The sequence below is a fragment of the Polaribacter sejongensis genome, assembly GCF_038024065.1.
Taxonomy (GTDB): Bacteria; Bacteroidota; Bacteroidia; order Flavobacteriales; family Flavobacteriaceae; genus Polaribacter; species Polaribacter sejongensis.
On record NZ_CP150667.1, the window covers coordinates 1,415,448 to 1,428,634 of the forward strand.

Annotated in this window: 13 protein-coding genes; 3 read left to right on the forward strand and 10 right to left on the reverse strand. The window is 31.5% G+C overall.

Annotated elements, in window-relative coordinates; translation table 11 throughout:
- Positions 1 to 56: 56 nt before the first annotated feature.
- On the forward strand, positions 57 to 2,273 hold the full coding sequence (locus tag WHD08_RS05920) for a M1 family metallopeptidase (RefSeq protein ID WP_208888860.1): 2,217 nt from the start codon (positions 57 to 59) through the stop codon (positions 2,271 to 2,273).
- A gap of 246 nt (positions 2,274 to 2,519) precedes the next feature.
- Positions 2,520 to 3,434: a cysteine synthase A gene (gene cysK, locus WHD08_RS05925; protein ID WP_208888859.1), complete on the forward strand. Its 915-nt coding sequence runs from the start codon at positions 2,520 to 2,522 to the stop codon at positions 3,432 to 3,434.
- A 211-nt stretch (positions 3,435 to 3,645) separates the two neighbouring features.
- Here the strand turns inward: cysK and ftsY are convergent, their stop codons facing one another.
- The 8 genes from ftsY to WHD08_RS05965 all read right to left on the reverse strand — a co-directional run bounded on the left by ftsY (position 3,646) and on the right by WHD08_RS05965 (position 9,702).
- Entirely contained in the window at positions 3,646 to 4,620 is a 975-nt protein-coding gene (ftsY, locus tag WHD08_RS05930) for a signal recognition particle-docking protein FtsY (protein WP_165730206.1), read from the reverse strand.
- Positions 4,621 to 4,932: 312 nt separating this feature from the next.
- Positions 4,933 to 5,085 (reverse strand): DUF4295 domain-containing protein, encoded by a 153-nt coding sequence (locus WHD08_RS05935; protein WP_165730204.1) that lies wholly within the window; start codon positions 5,083 to 5,085, stop codon positions 4,933 to 4,935.
- A 51-nt stretch (positions 5,086 to 5,136) separates the two neighbouring features.
- Positions 5,137 to 5,319 carry a 50S ribosomal protein L33 gene (gene rpmG / locus WHD08_RS05940; RefSeq protein ID WP_068449915.1) on the reverse strand — a complete coding sequence of 61 codons (183 nt, stop codon included), beginning with the start codon at positions 5,317 to 5,319 and terminating at the stop codon, positions 5,137 to 5,139.
- Between the two features lie 29 nt (positions 5,320 to 5,348).
- The gene (rpmB, locus tag WHD08_RS05945; protein WP_158838598.1) at positions 5,349 to 5,588 is read right to left on the reverse strand and encodes a 50S ribosomal protein L28; all 240 of its coding nucleotides are present in this window, start codon (positions 5,586 to 5,588) and stop codon (positions 5,349 to 5,351) included.
- A gap of 82 nt (positions 5,589 to 5,670) precedes the next feature.
- Complete coding sequence (locus WHD08_RS05950; RefSeq protein ID WP_165730202.1) at positions 5,671 to 6,918, reverse strand: competence/damage-inducible protein A; 1,248 nt, start codon at positions 6,916 to 6,918, stop codon at positions 5,671 to 5,673.
- 315 nt (positions 6,919 to 7,233) lie between these two features.
- Positions 7,234 to 7,842 (reverse strand): fumarylacetoacetate hydrolase family protein, encoded by a 609-nt coding sequence (locus WHD08_RS05955; protein ID WP_165730200.1) that lies wholly within the window; start codon positions 7,840 to 7,842, stop codon positions 7,234 to 7,236.
- Positions 7,843 to 7,913: 71 nt separating this feature from the next.
- Entirely contained in the window at positions 7,914 to 8,783 is an 870-nt protein-coding gene (gene purU, locus WHD08_RS05960) for a formyltetrahydrofolate deformylase (protein ID WP_208888858.1), read from the reverse strand.
- Between the two features lie 79 nt (positions 8,784 to 8,862).
- Positions 8,863 to 9,702, reverse strand: coding sequence for a 1,4-dihydroxy-2-naphthoyl-CoA synthase (locus WHD08_RS05965; RefSeq protein ID WP_165730196.1), 840 nt, complete (start codon positions 9,700 to 9,702; stop codon positions 8,863 to 8,865).
- A gap of 98 nt (positions 9,703 to 9,800) precedes the next feature.
- On the opposite strand from WHD08_RS05965, the gene WHD08_RS05970 reads away from it, so the two are divergent.
- A complete protein-coding gene (locus tag WHD08_RS05970; protein WP_240915405.1) occupies positions 9,801 to 10,928 on the forward strand; it encodes an alpha/beta hydrolase-fold protein in 1,128 nt (375 codons plus the stop codon).
- Positions 10,929 to 10,998: 70 nt separating this feature from the next.
- On the opposite strand, the gene WHD08_RS05975 is transcribed toward WHD08_RS05970, so the two are convergent.
- A complete protein-coding gene (locus WHD08_RS05975; RefSeq protein WP_244183235.1) occupies positions 10,999 to 11,490 on the reverse strand; it encodes a DNA-binding protein in 492 nt (163 codons plus the stop codon).
- On the reverse strand, positions 11,490 to 13,148 hold the full coding sequence (gene menD / locus WHD08_RS05980; RefSeq protein WP_208888857.1) for a 2-succinyl-5-enolpyruvyl-6-hydroxy-3-cyclohexene-1-carboxylic-acid synthase: 1,659 nt from the start codon (positions 13,146 to 13,148) through the stop codon (positions 11,490 to 11,492). The genes WHD08_RS05975 and menD overlap by 1 nt, the downstream gene beginning before the upstream one ends.
- Between the last annotated feature and the right edge of the window lie 39 nt (positions 13,149 to 13,187).

A 13,187-nucleotide genomic window follows, 5' to 3' on the forward strand; every position in this document is an offset into this window, starting at 1 on the left:
AACAGATATGCTACTATATTATTAGCTTAGCTCACTATTTAATTCAAATAACTCAAATGAAAAAAATTTCTTTATTAGTTTTCTCTTTATTCTTTTTAGTTGCTACAAACTTTGGCCAAGAAAGAAGAAGAAGAGCAGAAACTCAAAAAACAGAGACACAACAAGGGCACACAGACCAAAACAAATTTAGACAACTAAAAGACGTTTTGGCAACTCCTAATGATCAACATGCTGCTTCTGGTGCACCAGGAAGTCAATACACGCAACAAAAAGTTGATTATGTAATGGACATTCGTTTAGAAGAAAGCACTAACAAAATTTATGGAGATGAAACAATTACGTATCACAATAACTCTAAAGATCAATTAGAGTATTTATGGGTACAATTAGATCAAAACATGAGAGCAGATGATTCTAAAACACCTTTGGCTAAATCTACAGGTGCAACTCCTTTTATAACTCCAGAGAATTTCCAAAAAGACTTTATGAATGAAGGGAAAGGTTTTGGATTTAATATTGAAGAAGTAGAAAGTAATGGTAAACCTTTATCACACTTTATCAACAGAACCATGATGCGTATTAATTTACCAAAACCATTGGCTTCTGGAGATACTTTTAAATTTAGTATTAAATGGAATTATAAAATAAACGATATTAATAAAGATGGTGGACGTTCTGGTTTAGAAACTTTCCCTGACGGAAACAACAACTATACTATTGCACAATTCTTTCCAAGATTAGCGGTATATAACAATGTAGAAGGATGGCAAAATATGCAATTCTGGGGTCGTAGTGAATTTGCGTTAGAGTTTGGAGACTATGAAGTAAATATAACAGTACCTGCAGATCATATTGTAGATGCAACTGGTGATTTACAAAATGAAAAAAATGTGTTAACGAAGACACAACGTAATCGTTGGGAAAAAGCAAGAAAAACTTTTGATACCCCAGTAATGATTGTTACACAGGCCGAAGCTGAAGAAGCAGAAAAAGGACGTGCTACCAAAACAAAAACTTGGACATTTAAAGCTGAAAAAGTTAGAGATTTTGCTTTCGCATCTTCTAGAAAATATATTTGGGATGCTATGGCTACCAACATAAATGGGAAAACAGTAATGGCCGTTTCTTTATATCCTAAAGAAGGAAATCCTTTATGGGAAGAGCACTCTACAAGAGCAGTTGCACATACATTAATTGAATATTCTAAATTAACGTTTGACTATCCATATTCTAAAGCAATTTCTGTACACTCAGAAAGACAAGGAATGGAATACCCAATGATTTGTTTCAACTTTGGTCGTCCTAATCCTGATGGAACCTATTCTGATAGAACAAAAAAAGGAATGATTGGAGTAATTGTTCATGAAGTAGGACATAACTTTTTCCCGATGATTGTAAATTCTGATGAAAGACAATGGACTTGGATGGATGAAGGTTTAAACTCTTTTGTAGAAATATTGGCAGAATTTTCATATGATTATGACTTATTTTCAAAAAATCCGGCTAAAGAAATAACAAGATATATGGGCGGAGACCAAAGTAACATCTCTCCTATTATGTCTCAAGGAGATTACGTAAAGCAATTTGGACCAAACGCATATACAAAACCTGCAGCGGCTTTATACATCTTACGTACTACTATTATGGGACCAGAATTATTTGACCACGCATTTAGAACCTATTCGCAAAGATGGATGTTCAAACACCCAACACCTTCTGACTTCTTTAGAACAATGGAAGATGCTTCTGCAATGGATTTAGATTGGTTTTGGAGAGGTTGGTTCTATACTACAGATGTAACTGACATAGGTATTAAAGAAGTAAAACCTTTATACTTAACAGACAAACCTAATGAAAGAGTTGCCAAATTAAAAGAACAATACAAGCAATATTTTGATGGTTTAGGAGAATTAGTTTACATCACAGATAAGAAAGAAGATGCTAATGCAAAAGCAATGGATGCTCACGTAAATGGTAAAGAAGTTCCTTCATATTTATATGCAGTAGAATTTGAAAAACCAGGAGGTTTAGTAATGCCAATTATTGTAGGATTGACCTATGCAGATGGTACTACAGATAAACAAACATTTCCTGCACAGATTTGGATGAAAAATGACACTAGTGCTAAAAGAGTTTTTTCTTCTACTAAAGAAATTACAAGCATAACAGTAGATCCAGACTTTGAAACTGCAGATGTAGATACTTCTAACAATAGCTGGCCTAAAAAAGAAGCTAATGAGTTTGATAAATTCAAAAAGAAAGTAAATCAATAGGTAATTTAGTACTTATTCTCTTTTAAAAGCCTCACAGTTGTGAGGCTTTTTTTATGATATAAACTTTATAAGCAACTTCTTTTATTCCATTTAAGGAAGTCTAAAAAACACAATCCCTTTAAAAAGTGTTAAAGCTATTGTTTCTAATTTAGCATTAAATTAAGGTTTATACTAAGGCTATTATAACTGAATTTTCTAACTTAGCTACTCTTAGAAATAACAATACAAACTAAATATAAAATTTTTATGAAAATCAATAATATATTAGAAAGTATCGGTAACACACCCGTTGTACGATTGGCAAAATTATTTCCGAATGCAAATGTTTGGATGAAACTAGAAAAAGCAAATCCAGGTGGAAGTATTAAGGATAGAATTGCATTAGCAATGATTGAAGATGCTGAAAAGAAAAACCTAATTAATAAAGATACAGAAATTATAGAACCAACCTCTGGTAATACTGGTGTTGGATTAGCAATGGTCGCTGCTATAAAAAACTTAAACCTAACCTTAGTAATGCCCGAATCTATGTCTTTAGAAAGACGTGCTTTAATGAAAGCGTACGGGGCTAATTTAGTACTTACTCCTAAAGAATTAGGATTAGGAGGTACTATTGCAAAAGCAAAGGAAATGGTGGCTGAAAATAAAAATGCGTGGATGCCATCGCAATTTACAAACCCAGCAAACCCGAAAATTCACCATAAAACTACTGCACAAGAAGTAGTAAACGACTTTCCGGAAGGTTTAGATTACTTAATTACAGGTGTTGGAACTGGTGGACATATTACAGGTATGGCAGAAGTTTTAAAAGAAAAATTTCCAGGCATAAAAGTATTGGCAGTAGAACCTACAGGATCTTCTATTATTTCTGGCGGAGAACCAGGACCTCATAAATTACAAGGGATTGGACCAGGATTCTTTCCTGAAACTTTTAATAAAGACATAATTGATGGAGCTGTTAAAATAACCAATGAAGAAGCTTTTGAAGAAGTTAGAAACATTGCAAAAACAGAAGGAATTTTAGTAGGTATTTCTACAGGAGCCTCGTTAGCTGCAGTTAGAAAACAGTTAGCAACCTTAAAAGGTGAAGAAGTTATATTAACCATGAATTATGACACAGGTGAGCGTTACCTTTCTGTAGAAGGACTTCTAACAGAATAATAATTTACATAAAGTATAATCATAGAAAAAGCCTCACAATTTGTGAGGCTTATTTTTTGTCAATCTGAATTTAATTTAAATTCTTACACCAATTTTACTATATAGCTAAAACAATTGAAAATCTAAATGTCTTCCTAAGCTTGTCGAAGGACATTCAGTAACTAAAATAAGTTAAGTCTGAAAAGACGAAATACTTTTTAATTAATAAGATTTATTTGAAGAATGAATCTACAAATTCATGTTTATTAAACACTTGTAAATCATCGATTCCTTCTCCTACTCCAATATATTTTACAGGTATTTTAAATTGATCTGAAATACCAATAACAACTCCACCTTTTGCTGTACCATCTAATTTAGTAACCGCTAAAGAAGTAACTTCTGTAGCCAAAGTAAATTGTTTTGCTTGCTCAAAAGCATTCTGACCAGTAGAACCATCTAAAACTAATAATACATCATGTGGAGAATCTGCCACCACCTTTTGCATTACACGTTTTATCTTGGTCAACTCATTCATTAAGTTTATCTTATTATGTAAACGACCAGCGGTATCTATAATTACAACATCTGCATCTTGATTTACTGCAGATTTTAAAGTATCAAAAGCTACAGAAGCAGGATCAGACCCCATTTCTTGACGTACAATTGGCACATCTGTTCTGTCTGCCCAAACCTGTAATTGATCTATTGCTGCTGCTCTAAAAGTATCTGCGGCACCTAACACAACTTTTAATCCTTGTTTTTTAAATTGTGCTGCTAACTTACCAATAGTAGTTGTTTTACCAACTCCGTTTACACCAACAACCATTAAAACATATGGCATTTTGTTACCATCTTTATCTTTAGGAATTTCTGGAATTACAAATTCAGTTTCATTACCAACATGGGTTTCAGAAAGTAAACCTGCAATTTCTTCGCGCAGGATTCTATTTAATTCATCTGTACCAACATATTTATCTTTGGCAACTCTTTCTTCTATTCTTTCAATAACCTTAAGCGTTGTACCTACACCAACATCAGAAGCAACTAAAATTTCTTCTAAATTATCTAAAACTGCATCATCTACCTTAGATTTACCAGCTACCGCTTTTGTTAGTTTACCAAAGAAACTTTCTTTAGACTTTTCTAATCCCTTGTCTAAGGTTTCTTTTTTTTCTTTTGAAAATATTTTTTTAAAAAAACTCATCTTTATCTAATTATACTATAATAGCAATACGTTAAAAAACGTGCCATTTGTTGGGTTTGGTCAAATTGTCACTAAAAAAGCCTGCGTTAGCGATTGAAATGGCATCCTTTTCTTACAAAAAAGCAAATAATTTACTTTTTAAATAAAATACAATTATTAATAGCACAAAATTTTCTTAACTATAACAGTATAAGAAAAGATATAATGTAAAGCGCGACCTTTAGGTAACGCCCAAAAATACATAATTATAAGACGCAAAAAAAACTACTTTCTAAATTAGAAAGTAGTTTTATATATTTTATGTAGTAAATATTACTTTTTTGCTAAAAAAGCATCTACTTTAGAAGGATCCATAATTGATTCTACGAAAGTATAAGCTCCAGATTTTGGAGATTTTACCATTTTGATAGCTTTACTTAATCTTTTTGAAGATGTTTGTAACGATGCTACTGTTTTCTTTGCCATTGTCTAAGTTTTTTAATCTATGTGCTCTGTTCTGAGTTCTAGATAGTTTAATTATTTAATTTCTTTGTGAACAGTCATTTTCTTTAAGATAGGATTGAATTTTTTAATTTCCATTCTATCAGGAGTGTTCTTTTTGTTCTTTGTTGTAATGTATCTAGAAGTACCTGCTTTACCAGAAGCTTTATGCTCTGTGCATTCTAAAATTACCTGAACTCTGTTACCTTTTTTTGCCATTTGTATAAAATTTTAAATCGCTTGAGCGCTTATTTAGTTAAAAATCCGTTAGCTCTCGCGTCTTTTATAACTGAAGAAATTCCTTTCTTGTTAATATTTTTTAATGCAGAAGCAGAAACTTTTAATGTTATCCATTTATCTTCTTCTGGGATATAAAAACGCTTGGTCATTAGATTAGCGTCAAACTTTCTCTTAGTTCTATTTAAAGCATGAGATACATTGTTCCCAACCATTGCTTTTTTACCTGTTAATTCACAAACTCTAGACATCTTTTCGACAGTATTTATAGTGTTATCTCTAAACGAGGTGCAAATATACACTTAATTCTAATTCTGAACAAAACAATTTTAATTATTTTTTAAGAATTTCTTTATTTGCTATTTCTAAAGCCTTACTTACCGTTCTATTAATTACTTTTTCTCTTGGTTGGCCAAAGTCAAATTCTTGCACCAACTCTGTAGTATCCGATATAAAAGCAATATACACAATACCTACACTTTTGTCTGTATTATCTGTGCTTGGTCCTGCATTACCAGTAACTGCAATTGCATAATTTGTCTGCAATTTAGCCTTCGCTCCTCTTGCCATTTCTAAGGCGACTTCCTTACTAACAACGCTATACTTATCAATCGTTTCTTTGGAAACACCTAATAAATTAATTTTTGTTTCTGCAGAATACGTTACAAAACTACCTTTATAATAGTCTGATGCCCCAGCAACAGAAACTAAATTCGCCGCAATTTGACCTCCAGTTAAGCTTTCTGCCGTAGAAATTGTTTCATTATTTCTTTTTAACAACGCTCCTACTCTTTTTTCTAAAGAACTATCATCATCTAAACCGGTAATAATCTCTGGTATTAATTGATAAATTTCTGCAACTTTATCATTCAGTTCTTTTTCTAAAATCTCTTTATGAGCGCCTTTGGCGGATAAACGCAATCGAACTTTACCAAATGATGGTAAATATGCTAACTTAATATAAGTTGGTAAATTGTTTTCGAAGTCTTCAATTCTTTCTGCAATCATACTTTCTCCTTGCCCATAAGTCATAATTGTCTTATGAATAATGAAAGGTAATTTAAACTGCTTTTGAATTTTTGGTAATACCTCGTTGGTAATTAAACCTTTCATTTCATACGGAACTCCTGGAAGTGACACAAAGACAGTCTCGTTTTCATAAAACCACATTCCGGGTGCTGTACCAAAAACATTCTTTAATAAGGTTGCTTTAGATGGCAATTGAGCTTGATACCTTTGCACTTCATTAAAAGGATGATTTACTTTTATAAACATCTCCTTAATTTGCGCAATAACTTCTGGATATTCTATTAATTGATGATCATTAAAATATTCTGCAATTGTTTTTTTAGTGATATCATCTTTTGTAGGCCCTAGTCCACCTGTTAAAATAACAATATCTACTCTTTCTTGTGCTTCCTTTAAAGCGTTAAGAATATGTTGTCGATCATCTTGAATGGAAGTAATTTGATAAACTGAAACTCCTATTTTATTTAATTCCTGACCAATAAATTGTGAATTGGTATCTACAATCTGACCAATTAGGATTTCATCTCCTATTGTAATAATTTCTGCATTCATTATGCGCCTATTTCATTTATATTTTGATAATCTAAATTTTTATTCTTTAATCTTTTTCGTAAAAATCCGAAAAATAAACATGAAATAATAACACTCAATAAGACTGATAAATTTCTATTATATTCAAAATCTTGCTGAAGTTTAAAATCTGTAAAAAAGCCATAAATAAGTAAATAAATAATTCGGATTGTAAGAGATACAAAAAAACCTATACAAAAGTAAAAGATATTATTTTTTTGAAACCTTTTAGCCAAATACATAAAACAAACTCCAACAAATATTGATGCTATTATTTGTATTGTAAAATTTATCAACCTACTTTACTCTAATATTAAAAGCTTCTTTTCCTTCAATAACTCCTTTTAAGTTATCGTTTTCTACAACTTTCCCAACGCCTGCTGGTGTACCTGTAAAAATAATATCTCCTTTTTTCAAGGTAAAATATTGAGAAACATAAGCAATTAGTTCATCTGTCTTCCATAACATAGCATTGGTGTTTCCATCCTGAACAAGTTCATCATTCTTAAATAATTGAAATTTTAAGCTCTCTAAATCAAATTCTTCCTTCGGATAAAACTCACCAATAACGGCACTTCCATCAAATGCTTTTGCTTTCTCCCAAGGCAAACCTTTTTCCTTGCATTTTGCTTGTACATCTCTTGCTGTAAAATCGATCCCTAATCCGATTTCATCATAATATTTATGCGCAAATTTTGCATCAATATGTTTACCAACTTTATTTATTTTTACCAAAACCTCTACTTCATAATGAACATCATCTGAAAAAGGTGGAATAAAAAATGGATTTTTTCTTGGTAAAATAGCAGAATCTGGCTTTAAAAACACCACAGGATTCTCTGGTCTTTCATTTGCTAATTCTTCTATGTGTTTTGCGTAATTGCGCCCAATACAAATTATTTTCATACTCAATTACTAATTTTAAATTATGAATTACGAATTATAGAAATTCGTAATTCACAATTTGTAATTAAATTTTATTCTCCTGCTTCCGGAAAAACAATAGCTCTATTTCCTGAAACGATTATTTGATGATTCAAGTGGTTTTTAACCGCTCTTGCCAACACCAATTTTTCTATATCAGCACCAATTCTCTTTAAAGTTGTTGGTGTACTTTCGTGGGTTACCGGCTTTACATCTTGCTCAATAATTGGGCCTTCATCTAAATCTACCGTTGCATAATGTGCCGTTGCTCCAATTAACTTCACACCTCTTTCGTATGCTTTTTTATACGGATTTGCTCCTTGAAAAGCAGGTAAAAAAGAATGATGAATATTGATAATTCTCTCTGGATAATGTTTGATAAAATCTGAAGATAAAATCTGCATATACCTAGCCATAATAACTAAATCTACTTCATTAGCATCTAGCAATTGCACAACTTGATCTTCTTGATCTCTTTTGGTCTCCTTTATTACCGGTAAATGATAAAAAGGAATATTAAACATATCTGCAACATACCTTAATTTATTATGATTACTGATAATCATCTTCACATTACAGTCTAAACGTCCTTCTTTAGAACGCTCTAATAAATCATATAAATTATGACTGGTATGCGAAACCATAATGGCTACATTTTGTTTTTTATCGCCATAATTAACAGACCAATCGATATCCAAAGGCGTTGCCAGTTGTTGAAAGTTATTTTCTAATGCTTCTTTAGAAATATTTGTTCCATCTGCATTTAGACGAACTCTCATAAAATATGTATTCTCAACAGAATTTACATATTGCTGAGAACTTAAAATATTGAATCCATTTTCATAAAAAAAAGTGGTGATTTTAGCTACCAATCCTTTTTGATCTGGACATTTTATTAAAAAAGAGACTACTTGTGGTTTCATTCTAATTAATTATGAATTACTGATTTTAAATTACGAATTACAATAATTCCTAATTCTTAATTTCAAAATTATTAATTGACTATGGTATCCATTTTTTAGGAAAGTTTGGTTTTCTCTTCTCAAGAAAAGCATCTCGACCTTCTTTTGCTTCATCTGTCATGTAGGCTAAACGAGTTGCTTCACCAGCAAAAACTTGTTGACCAACCATTCCGTCGTCTGTTAAGTTCATCGCAAACTTTAACATTTTAATAGAAGTCGGACTTTTTTCTAAAATTTCTTGTGCCCATTCGTAAGCAGTAGACTCTAACTCACCATGAGGAATAACGGCATTCACCATTCCCATTTCATAAGCTTCCTGCGCAGAATAATTTCTTCCTAAGAAAAAGATTTCTCTAGCTCTTTTTTGCCCCACCATTTTTGCTAAATATGCAGAACCATAACCACCATCAAAAGACGTTACATCTGCATCTGTTTGTTTAAAAATAGCATTTTCTTTAGAAGCTAAAGTTAAATCGCAAACAACATGTAAACTATGTCCACCACCAACTGCCCAACCCGGTACCACTGCAATTACTGCTTTTGGCATAAATCGGATTAACCGTTGCACTTCTAATATATTTAGTCTATGGTAACCATCTTCACCAACATAACCTTGGTGTCCACGTGCTTTTTGGTCTCCTCCAGAACAAAAAGAATACACACCGTCTTTTGTACTTGGTCCTTCCGCAGAAAGTAGCACAACTCCAATATTTACATCTTCGCCTGCATCGTAAAAAGCATCGTATAATTCTTTTGTTGTTTTAGGTCTAAAAGCATTTCTAACATTAGGTCTATTAAATGCTATCCTAGCAACTCCATTACACTTTTTGTAGGTAATGTCTTCGTATTCTTTAACAGTTTTCCACTCGGGTTGTATCATAATTTTGTATTTTGGACGTTCTTTTAGAAGAACAAAAAAATTGGTTACAAAAATAAAGATTCAAATTTATGATAAAGAAATCGTTCACCCTAATATTTATGTTGATTTGCCTTAGCGGGTATGCACAAAAAATTATAAAAAAAACAATTATCTCTGATTATGCTGATGATAAAAGGGACATAAAAATATATTTACCAGAAGGTTATGATTCTGAAGAAGAAAAAAATTATCCTTTAGCAGTTGTTTTAGATAGTGAGCTTTTGTTTGATGCGTATGTAGGAAATTCTGTGTTATTTGCTGCTAAAGACAAAGCACCAAAGCAAATTGTGGTAGGAATTGAAATGGCTAAAACCCGTAAAAAAGACACTTACTTTAATACTACAACAGGAGAATTAACTACAGACAACAAGAAATTTTATCAATTTGTAAAGGATGAAGTTATTTTTGAAATCGAAAGCAATTACAATACTTCTCCTTTTATTTCTATTGTTGGTCAAGGTACTTCTGCAAACTTAGTATCCTTTTTTTTAGGAGAAAAAATTCCACTTATCAATTCTTACATCTGTATAAACCCTCTTTTTTCTGATTTTATAGGACAGCAATTGCAAAGTTATAATTTACCGAGATATGAGAAAGAAGACAATACTTTTTACCTATACATAAACAACTCTACGTCGTTTTCTGTAGATAAACAAACTAAAATAGGAGAATTACAAGGAGGTTTAAAGTCTTTAGAGATAAAAAACCTAAACATTATAAACGACACCATTAACACACCAAGTAGCATATCTGCTATTAGTGAAGCAATTCCTAGAGCCTTAAATCAAGTTTTTCAAGTATACTCTGCTATTTCTAAAGAGGAGTTTGACAAAAACATAAAAGATTTATCGCCATCAGATGCGATTGCTTATTTAGAAAACAAATACTTAGAAATTGATTTCCTTTTTGGAAGTAATTTAGGAATTCGAGAAAGTGATATTTTTGCTATCGAGAAAATAATTATGGAAAAGGAAAATGGAGATCAGTTACTTCCTTTTGGTAAAATGATTTTGAAATTATACCCTTCATCTCCGCTAGGTGATTACTATATTGGTAAATTTTACGAAAGTAGTAAACAAATCAGTAAAGCAATTGTACATTATAAAATTGGTTACGGAAAAATGGATCCTGCAGACCCAAATGCAGATAGATTTTATGAAAACATTTTAAGATTGGGAGGAAGGTAAAAAAAACAGTTTTCAGTAGCAGTACCCAGTCAGTTTGACACTGCTGACTGCTACTGAAAACTGCTTACTTTTAAACAAGCTCTATTCTATCTTCTTTGATAAGAATTAGTTTTTGTCTGTATAAATTTCCAACAGCTTTTTTAAATGCCTTTTTACTCATTTTCATATGAAAACGAATAGAATCTGGAGAACTTTTATCAGTTAATAATAAAAAACCTTCTCTACTATCTTTTAGTTTTGTCAGTACTTTTTCTACATCAGAATCAATAACATTTCTAAAACCTTGTGGTCTTAAAGAAACATCTATTTTTCCGTCTTCACGAATTTGTTTCACATAACCAACAACCTCCATATTTTCTTCTAACTCCTGAAAAACTTCACTTCTAAAAAGTAAACCGTCAAATTCTTCATTAATTAAAACAGTATATCCTAAATTGGTTTCTGTCTCAATTACTAAACTGACCTTATCTCCTTCTTTCAAGTACATATCTACCTCTTCCGAGTTATCCTCACCATCTTGTAAATTCTCGTCTTCTTCGTATAAATCTTCTTGTAAACTCATTATTGTATGTATTTAAAATATGCTGATAAAATTAAATCATTTTCTTCACTTGGAGTGAAAATTTCTAATATTTTTGGTTTTTCTGATGTTTCATAAAAACCTTGTAATTGTGCCGTTACTGTTTCGATAGAATCTGCCTTTAAATAATCTAACTCGTACATTTTACACAAATGTTCTGCAGTTAAAGTATGCGGAGTTTCAAAATACCTCGCAGCATTGGTAGTTCCTGGTCCTGGAATAATTTTAAAAATTCCGCCACCAGCATTGTTGATTAATATAATTCTAAAATTCTTTGGAATATTCGTATTCCATAAAGCATTACTATCATAGAAAAAACTAATATCTCCCGTAATAAAAACCGTCTGATTTTTATTTGCAAAAGCAGCTCCAATTGCGGTAGACGTACTTCCGTCAATTCCGCTTGTACCTCTATTGCAAAAAACTGTATTTGTTTTATCAATAGAAAATAATTGTGCGTATCTAATTATAGAACTGTTACTAATTTGTAACTGACTATTAGTAGGAACACTCTCTACAACTTGCTCAAAAACTTTAAAATCTGAATGTGTTGCTCTTGATAAATATTCTTGATGTTTTATGCGTTTTTCATCACGAATTTTCAACCATTTTTGTTGATAGTTACTTTCCTTTTTTATTATTGTTCTATTAAATTTCGAAAAGAAATCTAATGGTTTAATTTGTATAAATTCTGATAAACAAAAAAACGTATTTACCGCTTTCTTTTCATCAATATTCCAATGCTGTTTTGGTGGATATTTTCTTAAAAACTGTTTAATTTTCTTAGAAACAATCATGCCTCCAAAAGTAATTAGCACTTCTGGTTTTAAATCTTCAAACTGCTTATCATCCAAAGAAAAAATTAACTGATCTATAGAATTAACAGATTTTTCTTGATGTAAATTAGAAGTTGTTTCTGTTAAAATTAAAACAGATTCATCCTCTGCATACAAATCCATTAATTTATGTAAATCGGCATCAGGATAATTAACCCCAACAAGAATCATTTTCTTTTCTGCTGTATTCCATATTTTTGACAAATTACCATAATCAATATGAGAATTATCTAAAGAACTTAAAGATATATGCGGAAAATTAAAAGTTTGCATTTCCTCTACCGTTTCATACAAAGGTTCATCAAACGGAACGTTTATATGCACAGGTCCTTTTTGCGAAACTGCTATTTGCAAAGCTTCTCCTATTAACTGAGAATTACGTGTTTTAAACTTCTCGTTTTCAATTAAATTGGCAGCGAACAAAATATGATTATCAAACACATTTTCTTGACGAATCGTTTGTCCGTCTCCAATATCAATTAAATGTTTTGGTCTGTCTGCAGAAATTACAACCAACGGAATATTGCTGTAAAAAGCTTCTGCAATTGCCGGATAATAATTTAACAACGCAGAACCAGATGTACATATAATGGCAACCGGTTTCTGAGTTTGTTGTGCAATACCTAATGCAAAAAAAGCAGCACAACGCTCATCTACAACACTTAATGCATTTATTTCTGGATGATTAGAAAAACCAACCGTTAAAGGAGCATTTCTAGATCCTGGAGAAATAACAACCGTATCAATATTAAATTGACTACATGCTGAAATTACAATTTGTGCGAGTTCTTTTTTAGGGTACATTTTTTTTCAGTAACAAAGTTACAAAGCTAAATTAGTTGC

Coding starts and splice junctions, on each gene's coding strand:
- WHD08_RS05920 (WP_208888860.1), top strand. CDS start 57: ATGAAAAAAATTTCTTTATTAGTTTTCTCTTTATTCTTTTTAGTTGCT.
- cysK (WP_208888859.1), top strand. CDS start 2,520: ATGAAAATCAATAATATATTAGAAAGTATCGGTAACACACCCGTTGTA.
- ftsY (WP_165730206.1), bottom strand. CDS start 4,620: ATGAGTTTTTTTAAAAAAATATTTTCAAAAGAAAAAAAAGAAACCTTA.
- WHD08_RS05935 (WP_165730204.1), bottom strand. CDS start 5,085: ATGGCAAAGAAAACAGTAGCATCGTTACAAACATCTTCAAAAAGATTA.
- rpmG (WP_068449915.1), bottom strand. CDS start 5,319: ATGGCAAAAAAAGGTAACAGAGTTCAGGTAATTTTAGAATGCACAGAG.
- rpmB (WP_158838598.1), bottom strand. CDS start 5,588: ATGTCTAGAGTTTGTGAATTAACAGGTAAAAAAGCAATGGTTGGGAAC.
- WHD08_RS05950 (WP_165730202.1), bottom strand. CDS start 6,918: ATGAATGCAGAAATTATTACAATAGGAGATGAAATCCTAATTGGTCAG.
- WHD08_RS05955 (WP_165730200.1), bottom strand. CDS start 7,842: ATGAAAATAATTTGTATTGGGCGCAATTACGCAAAACACATAGAAGAA.
- purU (WP_208888858.1), bottom strand. CDS start 8,783: ATGAAACCACAAGTAGTCTCTTTTTTAATAAAATGTCCAGATCAAAAA.
- WHD08_RS05965 (WP_165730196.1), bottom strand. CDS start 9,702: ATGATACAACCCGAGTGGAAAACTGTTAAAGAATACGAAGACATTACC.
- WHD08_RS05970 (WP_240915405.1), top strand. CDS start 9,801: ATGTTGATTTGCCTTAGCGGGTATGCACAAAAAATTATAAAAAAAACA.
- WHD08_RS05975 (WP_244183235.1), bottom strand. CDS start 11,490: ATGAGTTTACAAGAAGATTTATACGAAGAAGACGAGAATTTACAAGAT.
- menD (WP_208888857.1), bottom strand. CDS start 13,148: ATGTACCCTAAAAAAGAACTCGCACAAATTGTAATTTCAGCATGTAGT.